The 13,577-nt window shown below is 72.8% G+C and carries 9 protein-coding genes and 1 pseudogene; 9 read left to right on the forward strand and 1 reads right to left on the reverse strand.

Going from position 1 to position 13,577, the window contains the following annotated elements; translation table 11 throughout:
* The first annotated feature begins 2 nt into the window (after positions 1-2).
* The 3 genes from GQ56_RS0122510 to GQ56_RS39480 are packed head-to-tail and all read left to right on the forward strand — an operon-like array spanning position 3 to position 5,074.
* Entirely contained in the window at positions 3-2,150 is a 2,148-nt protein-coding gene (locus GQ56_RS0122510) for a GumC family protein (protein WP_031400786.1), read from the forward strand.
* A gap of 51 nt (positions 2,151-2,201) precedes the next feature.
* The gene (locus tag GQ56_RS0122515) at positions 2,202-2,927 is read left to right on the forward strand and encodes a glycosyltransferase family 25 protein (protein WP_031400787.1); all 726 of its coding nucleotides are present in this window, start codon (positions 2,202-2,204) and stop codon (positions 2,925-2,927) included.
* The gene (locus GQ56_RS39480; RefSeq protein ID WP_043301581.1) at positions 2,900-5,074 is read left to right on the forward strand and encodes a hypothetical protein; all 2,175 of its coding nucleotides are present in this window, start codon (positions 2,900-2,902) and stop codon (positions 5,072-5,074) included. The genes GQ56_RS0122515 and GQ56_RS39480 overlap by 28 nt, the downstream gene beginning before the upstream one ends.
* Positions 5,075-5,163: 89 nt before the next feature.
* Here GQ56_RS39480 and GQ56_RS45620 read toward each other — a convergent pair whose 3' ends face one another.
* Positions 5,164-6,567: an O-antigen ligase family protein gene (locus GQ56_RS45620; RefSeq protein WP_052007311.1), complete on the reverse strand. Its 1,404-nt coding sequence runs from the start codon at positions 6,565-6,567 to the stop codon at positions 5,164-5,166.
* Positions 6,568-6,720: 153 nt separating this feature from the next.
* Here GQ56_RS45620 and GQ56_RS45625 point away from each other — a divergent pair, with 153 nt between their 5' ends.
* From GQ56_RS45625 to GQ56_RS0122555, 6 genes and pseudogenes are all read left to right on the forward strand, one after another.
* Positions 6,721-8,340 carry a lipopolysaccharide biosynthesis protein gene (locus tag GQ56_RS45625; protein WP_031400789.1) on the forward strand — a complete coding sequence of 540 codons (1,620 nt, stop codon included), beginning with the start codon at positions 6,721-6,723 and terminating at the stop codon, positions 8,338-8,340.
* On the forward strand, positions 8,333-9,349 hold the full coding sequence (locus GQ56_RS0122535) for a polysaccharide biosynthesis/export family protein (protein ID WP_052001212.1): 1,017 nt from the start codon (positions 8,333-8,335) through the stop codon (positions 9,347-9,349). The genes GQ56_RS45625 and GQ56_RS0122535 overlap by 8 nt, the downstream gene beginning before the upstream one ends.
* 174 nt (positions 9,350-9,523) lie before the next feature.
* Entirely contained in the window at positions 9,524-10,567 is a 1,044-nt protein-coding gene (locus GQ56_RS0122540; RefSeq protein ID WP_052007312.1) for a glycosyltransferase family 4 protein, read from the forward strand.
* On the forward strand, positions 10,564-11,604 hold the full coding sequence (locus tag GQ56_RS0122545; RefSeq protein ID WP_052007313.1) for a glycosyltransferase: 1,041 nt from the start codon (positions 10,564-10,566) through the stop codon (positions 11,602-11,604). Before GQ56_RS0122540 ends, GQ56_RS0122545 begins: the two co-directional genes overlap by 4 nt.
* Before the next feature lie 413 nt (positions 11,605-12,017).
* A pseudogene (locus GQ56_RS47230) lies at positions 12,018-12,152 on the forward strand (DapH/DapD/GlmU-related protein); the annotation flags it as partial.
* Between the two features lie 38 nt (positions 12,153-12,190).
* Entirely contained in the window at positions 12,191-13,504 is a 1,314-nt protein-coding gene (locus tag GQ56_RS0122555) for a glycosyltransferase family 4 protein (protein ID WP_063962863.1), read from the forward strand.
* Positions 13,505-13,577 lie beyond the last annotated feature (73 nt).

Consider the following 13,577-nt stretch of genomic DNA (forward strand, 5'->3'; position numbering starts at 1 on the left):
TCATGTCCGACGTGCTTCCCGGCCCCGGCATCAAGCCGCTCGTCAGCCTGCGCGCGCATCCGCGCATCGCCGCGGGCATCGCGCTCGTCGTCGTGCTGCTCGGCATCCCGCTGGCGTGGGTCAAGGGGACGCCCCGCTATCACGCGGAATCGACCGTGCAGGTCGCGCCCCGCTTCATGAAAAACCTGAGCGAGGACCAGGAACTCGTCTTCGAATCGAATTCGCAGTACCGCCAGTTCGTTCAGCAGCAGGTGCAGACGGTGCGCCGCTACGACATCGTGCAGCGCGCGCTTGCCGCGCCGGCCGTGCGCAGGTTGTGGAGCCGCCCCGGCGAGCCGGACCGGCGCGCGATCGAACGGCTGCAGACCGCCCTCGTCGTCCAGCCGGTTCCGGACACCTACCTGATCCGCATCGCGCTCGACGGCGCGAAGCCCGCGGGCCTCGCCGACATCGTCAACGCGGTCACGCAGGCGTACCTCGACACCGCGCACGACGAACAGCTGTATGCGACGGACGAGCGCACGGCGGCGCTCAAGCGCCGCGAGGACGAACTCGTCGCGCAGATCGCCGCGCTGGCGGCAAGCCGCGACGCGATCGCCCGCGACCTGAACCTGACGAGCTTCGCGGACAACGTGACCAATCCGTTCGACAAGCTGATCGCCGACCAGCGTCATGCGCTCGAGGACGCGATGCAGCAACGCCTCGCCGCGGACGCCGCGCTCGAAGCGTTCCGCAAGCGCGGCGACACCGGAATCAGCGTGCGCTCGGTGCTGGAAAACGTGCTGAACGATCCGGGACTGAACAGCCTGAAATCGAACCTGTACAAGCGCGAAGGCGACCTGACGACGCAGATGTCCGGCCTGCGGCCCGACCACCCCGCGTACGCGGCCGCGCGGCAGGAGCTGGCGGAGATCGCGCAGACCGTCGATACGCAGGATGCGCACGTCGAGGCGCGGGTGCGGGCAAACGTCGAGGCGCGTCTCGCGGGCACCGCCGACCAGGCACACCAGGTGGAAAACGGCCTGGCGCGCGACCTCGCGTCGCTCGAGGCCCGCTCGGCCGATTACGCCCGCCTGTTCCAGCAGGCGCATACGTTGACCGGCGACCTCGAACGGGCCCGCAAGGAACTCGACCAGATCCGAGACCGCACCGACTTCCTGCGCATGGAGTCCGGCGCGCCCGGCTTCGTGCGCGGCGTCAGCAAGGCGTTGCCGGCCGTCGAGCCGTACGGCCCGGGCCGCCGGAAGATGCTGATGATGGTGCTCCTCGCGGCCGCCGCGCTAGGGTTCGTCGCCCCGCTCGCGGTCGACCTGGCCGATCGCCGGGTGCGCACGGTCAACGTCGCCCAGGTGCTGATGGGCATTCCGCCGGCAGGCTGGCAAATCGACCGCCGCGACCTGGCCAGCCGCCTGTTCGCCGTCGACCAGGATCGCCGCCTCGCGAGCGCCCTGCTCCGGTTCAAGGCGCGCAGCGGGCAAGCGGTATTCGGTTTTTCGGGCGTCAAGCCGTCCGCCGGGACGACGACCGTGCTGCTCGGGGCGGCCGATGCGCTGCGCCAGCTCGGCTTTCGCGTGCTGATGGTCGAGGCGAACGCGTTCCGGCCCGACGCCCGCTTCGGCGGCGGGCCGGCGAGCCTGGCCGACGTGCTGGCCGGACGGGCGCCGCGCGACGCCGCGGTGGCCGCCGACGGGGCCGTTCCGGCCCACGTCCGGTTCTGCAATCCGGCCGCGACGGCGGCCGACGGCACGTCGTCCGAGGGGCTCACGCGCCTCGATCGTCTGGCCGAATGCCTGGCGGCGTGGTCGGCCGAGTACGACTTCGTGCTGGTCGACATGCCGCCCCTGCTGGTATCGGCCGATACCGAGCTGCTGCTGTCGCGCATCGGGCACGTGCTGGTGGTGCTCGAAGCGGGGGCGACCACGCGCGGCGAGGTCGGGCGCGCGCGGCGCATGCTGCAGACGATCGACCCGAATGCGGTCGGCTTCGTACTGAACCGCGTGCGCCCGTTCGACGGCGGCGGTTACCTGCGGGAAAACCTCGTCGAGTTCCTGACGCGCCGCAAGCACAGCGACGTGATGACGGGCCGCGCGTGGCGGCTGTGGCTCGGCCGGATGCAGCTGCTGTTGCGCAGGAAACTTCAGGCCCGCTGATGCGCGCGGCGCACCCCATTTTCCACGGGCGTTCCACGGGACGCGGACGACATGAACCTGCTGGCGAACTTCGACCGAATCTACGTCATCAACCTGCGCGCGCGCACCGATCGCCGCCGGCAGATCCTCCGCGAGCTCGAGCGGGTCGGGATGGCGCGCGACGACGCGCGCGTGCGCTTCTTCGAGGCCGTCGGCCCGGACGACCCGGGCGGCTTCCCGAGCATCGGCGCGCGGGGCTGCTACCTGAGCCACCTGGGCGTGTTGCGCGAGGCGCGCGACGCGGGGCTGCACAACGTGCTCGTGCTCGAGGACGACGCCGTGTTCGAGCCGGCGCTGGCGCGGTGCGGCGCCGCGATGGCCGATACGCTGCGGCACCGCGCGTGGGATTTCGCCTATGTCGGCCACGTCGAGCCGGGCGACGCCGATACGCCGGGCTGGCACCGCACCGACCGGCCGCTCGTCTGCGCGCATTGCTATGCGGTCAACGGGCCGGCGCTCGAACCGCTCGTGGCCTTCCTCGAAGCCTGTCTGGCGCGCGCGCCCGGCGATCCGCTCGGCGGGCCCATGCACGTGGACGGCGCGCTGTCGATGTTCCGCGCGACCCGCCACCCGGGCCGCACCCTGCTCGCGGTGCCGTCGCTCGCGCGGCAGCGCAGCTCGCGCAGCGACATCGCGACCGGCCGCTGGTTCGACCGGGCCGGGCCGCTGCGCACGCTGGCCGCGTACGCGCGCAGCCTCAAGGAGTGGCTGTGGCACGGCCGGCGCGCCTCGTTCTGAGGCGGTTCTTCGGCGGCCCGGCCGCCGGTGTCGCGGTCGCGGCGCTCGTCGTCTCGTCGGCCGCGGCGCCGCCGTCCGTCCAGGCGGACGCGTGGCTGGCCGCGGGGGCGACGGTGGATACCGCGGTGCCGCGCTACGGCGTCAACCTCGGCAGCTGGACCACCTGGGGCGCCGAGCAACTGAGCGCGCACCTCGTCAAGAATCCCGGGCTGCAGCCCGGCATCGACCGCGGCCTTCTGGTCGTCGGCGACGCGGACGGCGACGGCATCGTCGACGATGCGCCGTGGGCGGCCCGGCCGCCGGGCGCGTGGAACGGCGCGCACTTCGCGGTGCTGACGGGGTCGAGCCGGGGTGCGTCGGGGACCGTGACCGATCCGCTTCCCGACGGCGGCGGGCGGCGCCCGCTGCGCCTCGAGCCCCGGCCGCCCGGGCTGGCGCGTGGCGACGTGATCGCACTCACGCGCGACGCCGCCGGCCCGATTCCGCTCTGGTGGTCGGCCGGGAGCGTGCGCGCGGTTGCCGACGACGGGCCGGAACACGGCCCGGCCGCCGTGCTCGACGGCACGCGCGGCGTCGCCGCGCTGCGCCAGTATTTCGACATGCTCGGGCCGCGCGCCGGCAAGCTGCTGCCGCTCGACGGCCGCTGGCGGATGCGCTTCCGGATTCGCGCGCTGCACGGCACGCCGACGCTGCACGCGCGCTTCGGTCGCGACCGCGCGCCGCCGCTGGTCGACCGCACCGTCGCTCCCGGCCAGGCGTGGCAATTCGTTCAGGTGGATTTTGACGGGCGCGACGCGGGGCCGGCGGGCCCCGTGACGCTGTCGCTCGAAGCCGCCGGCGGCGCGCTCGAACTGGCCCAGGTCGACGTCGAGGCGCGCGACCCCGGGGCGGGCGGCTTTCGCCGCGCGGTCGTCGATACGCTGAAGGCGCTTCACCCCGGCTATCTGCGCGACTGGCAAGGGCAGCTCGGCGACACGGCGGCGAACCGTTTCGCCGCGCCGTTCGACCGGCGACCGACGCGATACCGGCCCGGCGACGCGGAATGGCAGTACGGATACGGCGCGGCCGAGCTGTTCGCACTGGGCGCCGCAGTGGGCGCGCGGCCGTGGCTGGTATTGCCCACCACGCTCGACGATGCCGAGGCCGTCGAATTCGGGCGGCAGCTCGGCCGGCTCGCGCACCGGTATGCCGTCGACGAGACGGTCGTCGAATTCGGCAACGAGAACTGGAACGCGATGTTCCGGCCGGCCGGCATCATGAATCCGGACCGCCTCGCCGAGCGCGCCGACCGCGTGTTCGCGCTGATGCGCGACGCGGCGTGGCCGGCCCGGCTGCATCGGGTCGTGGGCGCGCAATATGCGAACCCGCGGGCGGTCGAGCGGCTCGGGACACGCTTGCACGACGCCGACGGCGTGGCCGTGGCGCCGTACTTCCTCCATCGGATGTCGGCGGCGGAGCAACCCGACGCCGTGCTCGACCGCCTGTTCGACGGCGACGACGACGCGCTTGCGGAGCTCGCCGCGCGCTTGCGGCGGTCCGGCCGGCAGATGGACGTCTACGAGGTCAATTTCCACACGACGCTCGGCGACGCGCCCGCCGCGGCGCGCGCCGCGCTGCTCGAGCGCGGCGCCGCCGGCACGGCGCTCGCGGCCCGCCTCGTCGCGGCGACGCTGGCCGGCAGCCGCCGGCAGGCCGTCTACAGCCTCGCGGGTTTCGACACGCGGCTCGCGCAGCCGGGCGCCGACGGGCTGATTCCGCTGTGGGGCATCACGCGCGATCTGGCGGGCGCCGCGCACTGGCGGCCGACCGGCGCCGCACTCGCGATGCTCAACGATGTCGCGGGCGGCGCCGTGCGCGCAACGACGTGCGCGGGCCCCGGCTGCCACGCGATTCTGGCGGCATGGTTCGACGATGCGCGGGCCGCGATCGTGTCGCGCGGCGCGCAGCCGCTGCGCGTGGCGTTGCCGTGTCACGGCAGCGCCACGCTCGCGATCCGCGTGCTGGACGATACCGCGCCGCCGCCGGTCGTGGCCCGCGAGGCCGCGCTGGCATGTCACGCCGGCAGCGCGATCGCGATGCTGCCGCCCCGGAGCCTCCTGACGATCCGGCCGGGCGACAGCGTTCCGGCCGCTCCCGCCGATCGTTGAACGCGCCGCCGGCCCGGCGCCGGCGCTGCGATGGAATGCCTTCCGACCGCGGGCAGCGCTTGCCCGCCCGCTACCCGTGCCGACCCGCCCTAGGCGATGACGTCCCTGAACGGCATCGCGCGCGGCGGGGTCGGCCCGGCGGCCGGCTGAGACGGCCGGACGGCGACGGTGTCCGGCGCCTGCAGATAGCCTTCCGCCCAGCCGACGATGAAGAAGAACAGCGGCATCGCGGCCTCGCCGAGATAGACCGTGCCGAGCGAGATGGCCACCGCGATCAGGATGCCGAGGAACGTGAACGCCAGGGAATTCGGCGGCACCCGCGCGCCGGTGCCGGCGCCGTGCGCCGCGCGGCTCACGTCGGCCAGGCCGAAGCGCAGCAGGCGGGCTGACATCCACACGATCACGAACGCCAGCAGCCCGGTTCCGACGAGACCGTGCATCAGCGACAGCAGCAGGTAGTAGTTGTCGATCGACGGCATGCCCGGCACTTTCGGCCACGTGTTGCGTCCCCAGCCGAGCGCGGCGTGGTCCATCGCGATCGACAGGTAGCGGTCGAACAGCTCCTTGCGGTACATCGCCGATTCCTGCGACAGGGTCATCGCCTGCCCCGGCTTGACGTCGAGATAGGCGTTCAGCCCGATCCAGACGGCCGCGCCGCCCGCGACGAGCAGCATGCCGACCCATGCGAGCACCTGTTTCGGCTGCTTCGCGCGCCCGATCGCGGCGAGCAGCGCACCCGCCGCCGCGCCGAGCCAGGGGCCGCGCGCCAGCGTCATCAGCACGCCCGCCGCGAGGATCAGCGTGATCAGGCGCGCCTTGCCGATCCGCAGGCCCGGCCAGCGCCTGAAACGCGGCTCCCAGTGCCCGCCCAGCTCGAGCCAGCGCTGGAGCCGGAAGCCGATCACCAGTCCGACGCCGGCGAGGATCGCATGGCTGAACGGTCCCGCCGTGCGCGCGACGCCGTAGCGGAACGTCGTGACCCAGCCGAGCCCCTGCCCGGGAAAGAACAGGCCGGGAATCGCATGAAACAGGTTCACGCCGAAGCGGAATTCCCAGACGTTCACGATCGTGACGCAAGCCAGCAGGCCGACGATGCGGCGCGCGACGGCGACGTGCAGGCGCTCGCCCGGAATCACCCGGCGGGCGACGAAGTAAGGCAGCGCGGCCGACGTCAGCATGACGAACGTGAGGTTCTGGGCCTCCTTGTAGCCGGCGTTCTGGTATTCGGAGCAGGCAACGGCCGCCACGAGCGCCGCGATCGCCAGGTCGGCCACGCTCGGTCGCCAGTTGCGCAGCGACCGGGGCAGCGCGACGCAGGCGATCGCGACGATCGCGAGCTGGTTGAAATTCGGCGTCGTCGACACGGTCGCGTGGAACGTGCTCGGGATCAGCAGCAGCACCGGCAGATAGACGCCGACGAGCGCCGCCCCCGGCGTGCGGCGCACGGCCACGACGAATGCGGCAATCAGGGCGGTAAAGACGATCAGGGTCATGGAACGGCGCACGGCAGGATCGGCGACACGGGCACCAGTATCGCCAAATCGCCGCGCGCCGGCGCATCGCCGCGCCGAGAATTCACAATGCGGCCACAGTCTCGCGCCGGGCCGGCGGTTCAATACGCACATCGAACCGCGAGATCCCACGTCATGAGCGCCTCCCACTCCAGCCCCGCCGACGCCCGCGACCCGGCGCTGACCCACGACATGCTGTTCGTCGTGTTCGGCAAGCTGCTCTACCTCGCCGTGCGGCTCGCGATTCCGCCGCTCGTGCTCGCGCACGTCGGACTCGCGGAGTACGGCTTGTGGACGACCTGCTTCATCCTGGTCAGCTACATCGGCATGTCGGCGTCGGGCTTCGCCGTCGTCTACGTCCGCTTCGTCGCCCAGTATCACGCGCAGGGCGACGTACCGGCGATCTCGCGCCTGCTGTCGACCGGCATCCTCACGATGGGCGCGGCCGCGGCCGTGCTGCTCGGCGCGCTGTGGCTCGGCATGCCGCATCTGCTGGCGCTCTTCAAGGTCGCGCCGGACGCACGGCCGACGGCGGCGTGGCTGTGGCTCGGCGCATGCGCGGTCTTCCTGCTCGACGCGAGCGTCGGCGCGTTCAGCTACGTCCTGCACGGCCTGCAGCGCATTCGCCGCGAACAGCAGATCTGGATCGCGGCCTATGTGCTCGAGACCGTGTGCATCGCGCTGTTCCTGCGGGCCGGCATGGGCGTCTACGGCCTGCTGGCCGCGTTCGGCGTGCGCTATGTCTTTTCGATCGCGGCCGCGGCGATCGTCGTGCGAATCGAGCTGCCCGCCCTGCGGATCGGCCCGCGTGCGTTCGATCGCCGTTGCCTGCGCATCTTTTTCGGGTTCGGCACGGGCGTGCAGATCGGCGGGCTGATCAGCACGTTCCTGCAGTCGGCCGACCGCGTGATCGCGGGGCTGGCGATGGGGCCCGCGGCGGCGGCGATCATGGATCTCGCGGGCAAGCTGCCGGCGACCGGCGCGTCGCTCGCGTCGTCCGTCAGCATGGTGGCGTTGCCGGCCGCCGCGCGGCAAGGCGCGCTCGGCGCGGACCGGTCGCTGCTCGGCGTGTACGAGCGCTCCGTCCGGATGACCGCATGGCTGTCGGCCCTGGTGCTGCCGCCGCTGGCGTGCCTGTCGCCGCTCGTCGTCGCCGCGTGGCTCGGGCCGCGCGCCGATGCGCCGGCGCTCGCCGCGATCCTCACCTGCGTCGCGCTGTACACGCACCTGCACGTGCTGACCGGCCCCGCGTCGTCGGTGTATCGCGGCCTGGGCAAGCTGTCCAACGAGTATGTCTATCACGCGCTGCGGCTGACCGGCCTCGCGCTCGGGCCGGTGGCGCTGGCGCTCACCGTGCCGGTCTCGCCGGTGCTGCTCGCCCGCGCGCTGGCGGTATCCGGCATGTCCGCGGCCGCGATCTACCTGTTCGTCAGCCACCGGCGGCTCACCGGCGAAGTCCGCGGCATGATCCGCCTGTATGCGTTGCCGTACGCCCTGCCCTACGTTGCGGCCGGCGGCATCGCGGCACTCGCGCGGCTCTGGCCGCTGGCGGCGCAGCCGGGCCGGTTCGCCGCGCTCGCGCACCTCGTGCCGGCCGGGCTGCTCTACCTGCCGGCCGCCTGCGCGATCGCGTGGCGCTGGATCCTCTGTCCCGCGCAACGCGCGGCCTGCACGGCCCGCCTGCGTCCGTTGCTCGGCCGCATGGGCGGCCGGTGGCGCCCGACCCGCCCGCTTTCGGAGACCGCTCATGACTGAATCGCATACCCGTCGCGTTGCCGCATGGTTCCTGGCCGCCGCCGCGTCCGTCGCGCTGGTCGCGTGCCAGTCCGTGATGCCGACCGTGCCCACCGCCGGCGCCGACGCCGTCTTCAAGCCCGCCAGCAAGGCCGACCATATCGAGTTCCCGAGCGACGACGAGCTGGCGCGCCTCGACGCGCCGGCCGATGCCGTGCAGCGCATCGGCGAAGGCGACGTCCTCAGCGTGAACGTATGGGGCCGCGCGGAGCTGACGGCGCGCTACACGGTCGGCCCCGACGGCCGCGTCACGCTGCCGCTCGCCGGCAGCCTGAAGGTCGCCGACGACACGCGCGAAGGCGCCGCGGCGCGGATTCGCGACGCGCTGCTGAAGTACTACAGCGCGCCGTCGGTGACCGTGGGCATCGAACAATACACGTCGAACCGGATCACGGTGCTCGGCCGCGTCCAGAACCCGGGGACGCTGCAGTTCGAGCACGCGCCGACCGTGCTGGAAGCGCTGGCGCGCGCCGGCGCGCTGCCGGTCATCGACAAGCAGGCGACGCTCACGCGCTGCGCGATCTTCCGCGGCCGCGAGCGACTGATCTGGATCGACCTGAAGCGCCTGCTGACCCAGGGCGACATGGCGCAGAACCTCCGGCTGCATCCGGGCGACCTCGTCTACATCCCGGATTCGTTCGACACGCTCGTCTACGTGATGGGCGAAGTGGGCAAGCCGGGCGCGTACCGGCTCACGCCGAACATGTCGCTGCTCGACGCGCTCGCGCAGGCGGGCGGCCCCGGCGAGGACGCGGCGCCCGACGAGATCGGCATCTACCGGCCCGGCACGCATGCGGTGCAACGCGTGCCGCTGCGCAGCCTGCTCACGGCGGACCACAGCGTCAACTTCGCGCTCGAGGAAGGCGACGTGATCTACGTGCCCAAGAGCGGGATCGCCGATTTCGGCTACGTGATGCGGCAGCTCGCATCCGGCTTGACGATGATCACGGTCGGCGCGCTGCTCAAGTAGGCGCGTTGCGCCGGATTCGACGAGCGCCTGCGCGCCGGCATGTCCGTCGCGCAGGCGCTCGCCCGCATGGATGCGGCCGGGCCGCATCGCGGCGGACGGTTTTACAGTCGCGTCACGATCTGCCGCGCACGCTGCAGTCAAATGGGTCTCACGTTCCAGCAAAGGAGACCCGTCATGGCAACGCCGCTTGTCTACATCCTGCACAGCGGGCAGCTGTTCGGCACCGAGCGCATGGCCGTGCGCACGCTGGCCGCGCTCGAGGGCTGCTTCGACCGGACGATCGTGGCGCCGGCCGGGCCGGTGCACGATCATGCGCGGGCGCACGGGCTGCGCACCGTCCACGCCGGAACGCCGGCCGAACTCGCGCGGTTCCTGTGGCGCACCGGCCGGACGCACCGGGCGTGCGTGGTGGCGGCCACCGGCCTGTCGCATACGCTCGTCGCCATCGCGATGCAATGGCTGAGCGGCTGCCCGACGACCCATGTCCATGTCGTCCACGGCGGCACCGACGAGCGCCTGAGCTACGGCCGCAAGCGCCTGCTGCTGCCGTTCGACGTCCGGTTCGTCGCCGTGTCCGGGTTCGTGCGCGAGCGTCTCGCCGCGCACGGCGTCCCGCCCGGCCGCGTGACCGTGATCGAGAATTTCATCGACGCGCAGCCGGATGGCGGCCGCCCGGCCTTCGCGCAGGCCGGGGTGCGGCGCGTCGTCGTGCTGAGCCGGCTCGACCGCATCAAGCGCGTCGGGCTGCTCGTGAACGCCGTGCGCCGGACGCCCGCGCTCGCCGACATGCACTTCGACATCTACGGCAGTGGCGAAGAGCACACGCTGCTGCGCGAATCGGCGGCCGACCTGCCGAACGTCCGTTTCCACGGCTTCGCGCCCGATGCGAGCGCACGTCTGCGCGAAGCCGACCTGCTCGTGCATACCTGCGCGGAAGAGCCGTTCGGCCTCGCGATACTCGAGGCGTTCGCGGCCGGCGTGCCGGTGCTGGTGCCCAACGCGGGCGGCGCCGGCGCACTCGTGCAGGACTGCGAAACAGGTTTTCACTTCGCCGCGAACGATGCGGCGGCGCTGGCCCGCGCGCTGCAGCGCCTGCATGACGCGCCCGCCGCCCTGCTCAACGGCGTCGCGGACGCCGCGCGCGCCACGCTCGCCGGGCGCTTCGCCCCGGCGCGCCAGACGCGGCGCTACCTGTCCCTGCTGGGAGCCTGGGCATGAACCGCGCCCCGACCTCATACGACGTATCGGTCGTCGTGATCGGCCGCAACGAGGGCGAGCGTCTGCGCCGCTGCCTCGACAGCGTGCATGCGGCGGACTGGCGCCACGTGTCGTACGAACTGATCTACGTCGATTCCGCATCGACCGACGACAGCGACGCACTCGCACGGCGCGCCGGCGCGTGCGTCCTGCAGGCAGGCGGCGCGCATCGCAACGCGGCGGCCGGACGCAACGCCGGCTGGCGAGCGGCGGTCGCGGATGCCGTGCTGTTTCTCGACGGCGATACGGTGCTCGACCCGGCGTTTCCGCTTCACGCGCTGGCGCAGCTGGATTCGGGCCCGTATGCCGCGGTCTGGGGGCACCGCCGGGAAATCGCGCCCCGGCAGTCGCTCTACACGGCCGTGCTCGATCTCGACTGGATCTACGCGCCGGGCGAAACGGACTACTGCGGCGGCGACGTGCTGTTCCGGCGCGCGGCGCTGGCGGAAACCGGCGGGTTCGACGAGACGTTCGACGCGGGCGAGGAGCCGGAACTGTGCCGCCGCGTCCGCGCCGGCGGGTGGCGCATCCTGCATGTCGATGCGCCGATGACGCGGCACGATCTCGCGATCACGCGATTCGGCCAGTACTGGCAGCGGGCGCTGCGCGCGGGGCTGGCCTATGCGCAGGTGTCGGCGCGCTATGCGGGCAGCAGCGACCCGCTGTGGCGTCGCGAGGCCCGGCGCAACCGCGTGCATGGCGCACTCGTGCTGGCCGCGCCCTTCGCGTGGGCCGCCGTGCTGGCCGTCGCGCCGCCCGCCGCGCTCGTGCTGGCCGCGCTGGGCGCCGCGATCTGGCTGCGCTCGGCGTCGCGCGCGTACTGGAAGGCGCGCGACTGGAAGCTCGCGCTGCTGTACGCGCTGCACGCCCATTTCCAGCAGGTTCCGATTCTCGTCGGCCAGTGGCGCTACCGGCGCGCCGCGCGGGCCGGTCGGGCGGCCGCCGCTCCGCAGTACAAGGGCGCCGATGCCGGACACGTCAACCGGGAGGCATCGTGAACCTCAAATTGCTGGCCGCGCGGCTGCTCGCGCCGATCGCCACCTTCATCGCCGGCCCGGGCGGGCGGCTGCGCCGCCTGTGGTCGTTCGCCCGGCTGCATGCGGCGCTGCCCGGCGGGATCGACGCATCGGTCGTCGTCGAAGGCTGCCCCGAGCTGCACGGCACCCGCAGCATCGCGCTCGGCCGCTCGCTCTACCTGTACCCGGGCCAGTACTGGGAAACCCGCGATGCCGGGCGCATCGCGCTCGGCGACAGGGTCGTCCTGTCGCGCGGCGTGCACCTCGCGGCGCGCGCGGCAATCGAAATCGGCGCCGGGACGATGGTGGGCGAATACACCAGCATCCGCGACGCCAATCACGGCCGGGGCACGCACTGCCTGCGCGACGCGTCGCACGTCGCGTCGCCGATACGGATCGGACGCGAGGTATGGATCGGGCGCGGCGTGACGATCCTGCCGGGCGTGTCGATCGGCGACGGCGCGGTCGTCGGCGCGAACGCGGTCGTGACCCGCGACGTGGCGGCCGGCACGGTCGTCGCCGGCGTGCCGGCACGCCGGCTCCATTCCACTGTCCTCGCGGAGGCATCATGAAGCAGGCTCCGATTCTTCTCGTTGCGTATCAATGCGGCCCCGGCATGGGCTCGGTGTCCCGGATCGGCTGGGAATGGCTGACCGGTCTCGCGCGGGTGCGGCCCGTCACGCTGCTCACGCACGTGCGCAACCGGCCCGCGATCGACGCGGCGGGACCGCTGCCCGACGGCGCCGAGGTTCACTACATCGACACCGAATGGCTGGCCCGGCCGCTCTACGGCATCGCGCGGCGCCTGTTCCCGCGCAGCGAGCACAGCGTGTTCCTGGTGTCGCAATGCGACTACTTCGCGTTCGACCGCGCCGCGTTGCGCACCGCGCGCCGGATCGCCCGACGCCACGACGGCCGGCTGCCGTGGGCGGTTGCCCACGTCGTCACCCCGGTGACGCTCTCCGCGCCGACCGTGCTGCATCGGCTGGGGCTGCCGCTGGTGCGCGGCCCGCTCAATTGCGGCCTGGGCGATCCGCCCGGCTTCGGCCACGTGCTGCGGCAGGAGTCCCGCTGGCTCTGGCGGGTGCGCGACCTGCTGAAGGGGCTCGACCGCATGCTCGGCTCGATCGCGCACACCGACGCGCTGCTCGTGGCCACCCGCGCGACCGCGGCGGCCGTGCCGGCGCAGCATCGCCATCGCTGCATCCCGATGCTGGAAAACGCGGTCGATCTCGCGTGCTTCACGCCCGGCGCGCCGTTGCCCCGGCCGGGGCCGGACGAACCGCTCGCGATCACGTTCGCGGGCCGGCTCGTCCCGGTCAAGGCGCTGGACCTGCTGCTGCACGCGATGCACCGGCTGAACGCCGACGGCATACGCACGCGCCTCACGGTCGCCGGCGACGGGCCGATGCGCGGGCCGTGGGAGGCGCTGGCGCGGCGGCTCGGGCTGGCCGCCCAGGTCCGGTTCGCCGGCAACCTCGGCCACGAGGACGTGGCGCGCGCGATGCACGATTGCCACGTGTTCTGCCTGCCGTCGGTGCGGGAATCGGGCGGCGCCGTCCTGTTCGAGGCGATGGCCTGCGAGCGCCCGGTGATCGGGCTGGATTTCGGCGGGCCGGCGGAGATCGTCGACGACGAAGTCGGCCGCTGCATCCCGTTCGACGGCCCGAACAGCGCGATCGACGGGCTGGCCGATGCGTTGCGGGACTGCGCGCAGCGTGCCGACGCATGGCGCTGGCGCGGCATTTTCGCGCGGCAGCGCATCGTCGACCGGCATACGTGGGACGCCCGGATCGCCGCCGCCGAGCAGGTGTACGACCGGCTGTCCCACGCGCCCGAAGCGGCCGCGCGCGGCGCGCGGCCGGCGCCGCTCGCGGTCTGACGGGCGTGCCGCCACAGTTTGCACTCCCGTCACAGATGCGCGGGCGTTCTCGTCTGTAATGCAGTCATCGCCA

It is taken from the genome of Burkholderia paludis, assembly GCF_000732615.1.
GTDB lineage: Bacteria > Pseudomonadota > Gammaproteobacteria > Burkholderiales > Burkholderiaceae > Burkholderia > Burkholderia paludis.

What these genes read in the sequence shown, in the direction of transcription:
- GQ56_RS0122515 (WP_031400787.1), top strand. Translation starts at nt 2,202, where the DNA reads ATGAACCTGCTGGCGAACTTCGACCGAATCTACGTCATCAACCTGCGC.
- GQ56_RS0122510 (WP_031400786.1), top strand. Translation starts at nt 3, where the DNA reads ATGTCCGACGTGCTTCCCGGCCCCGGCATCAAGCCGCTCGTCAGCCTG.
- GQ56_RS0122545 (WP_052007313.1), top strand. Translation starts at nt 10,564, where the DNA reads ATGAACCGCGCCCCGACCTCATACGACGTATCGGTCGTCGTGATCGGC.
- GQ56_RS0122540 (WP_052007312.1), top strand. Translation starts at nt 9,524, where the DNA reads ATGGCAACGCCGCTTGTCTACATCCTGCACAGCGGGCAGCTGTTCGGC.
- GQ56_RS45625 (WP_031400789.1), top strand. Translation starts at nt 6,721, where the DNA reads ATGAGCGCCTCCCACTCCAGCCCCGCCGACGCCCGCGACCCGGCGCTG.
- GQ56_RS0122555 (WP_063962863.1), top strand. Translation starts at nt 12,191, where the DNA reads ATGAAGCAGGCTCCGATTCTTCTCGTTGCGTATCAATGCGGCCCCGGC.
- GQ56_RS0122535 (WP_052001212.1), top strand. Translation starts at nt 8,333, where the DNA reads ATGACTGAATCGCATACCCGTCGCGTTGCCGCATGGTTCCTGGCCGCC.
- GQ56_RS45620 (WP_052007311.1), bottom strand. Translation starts at nt 6,567, where the DNA reads ATGACCCTGATCGTCTTTACCGCCCTGATTGCCGCATTCGTCGTGGCC.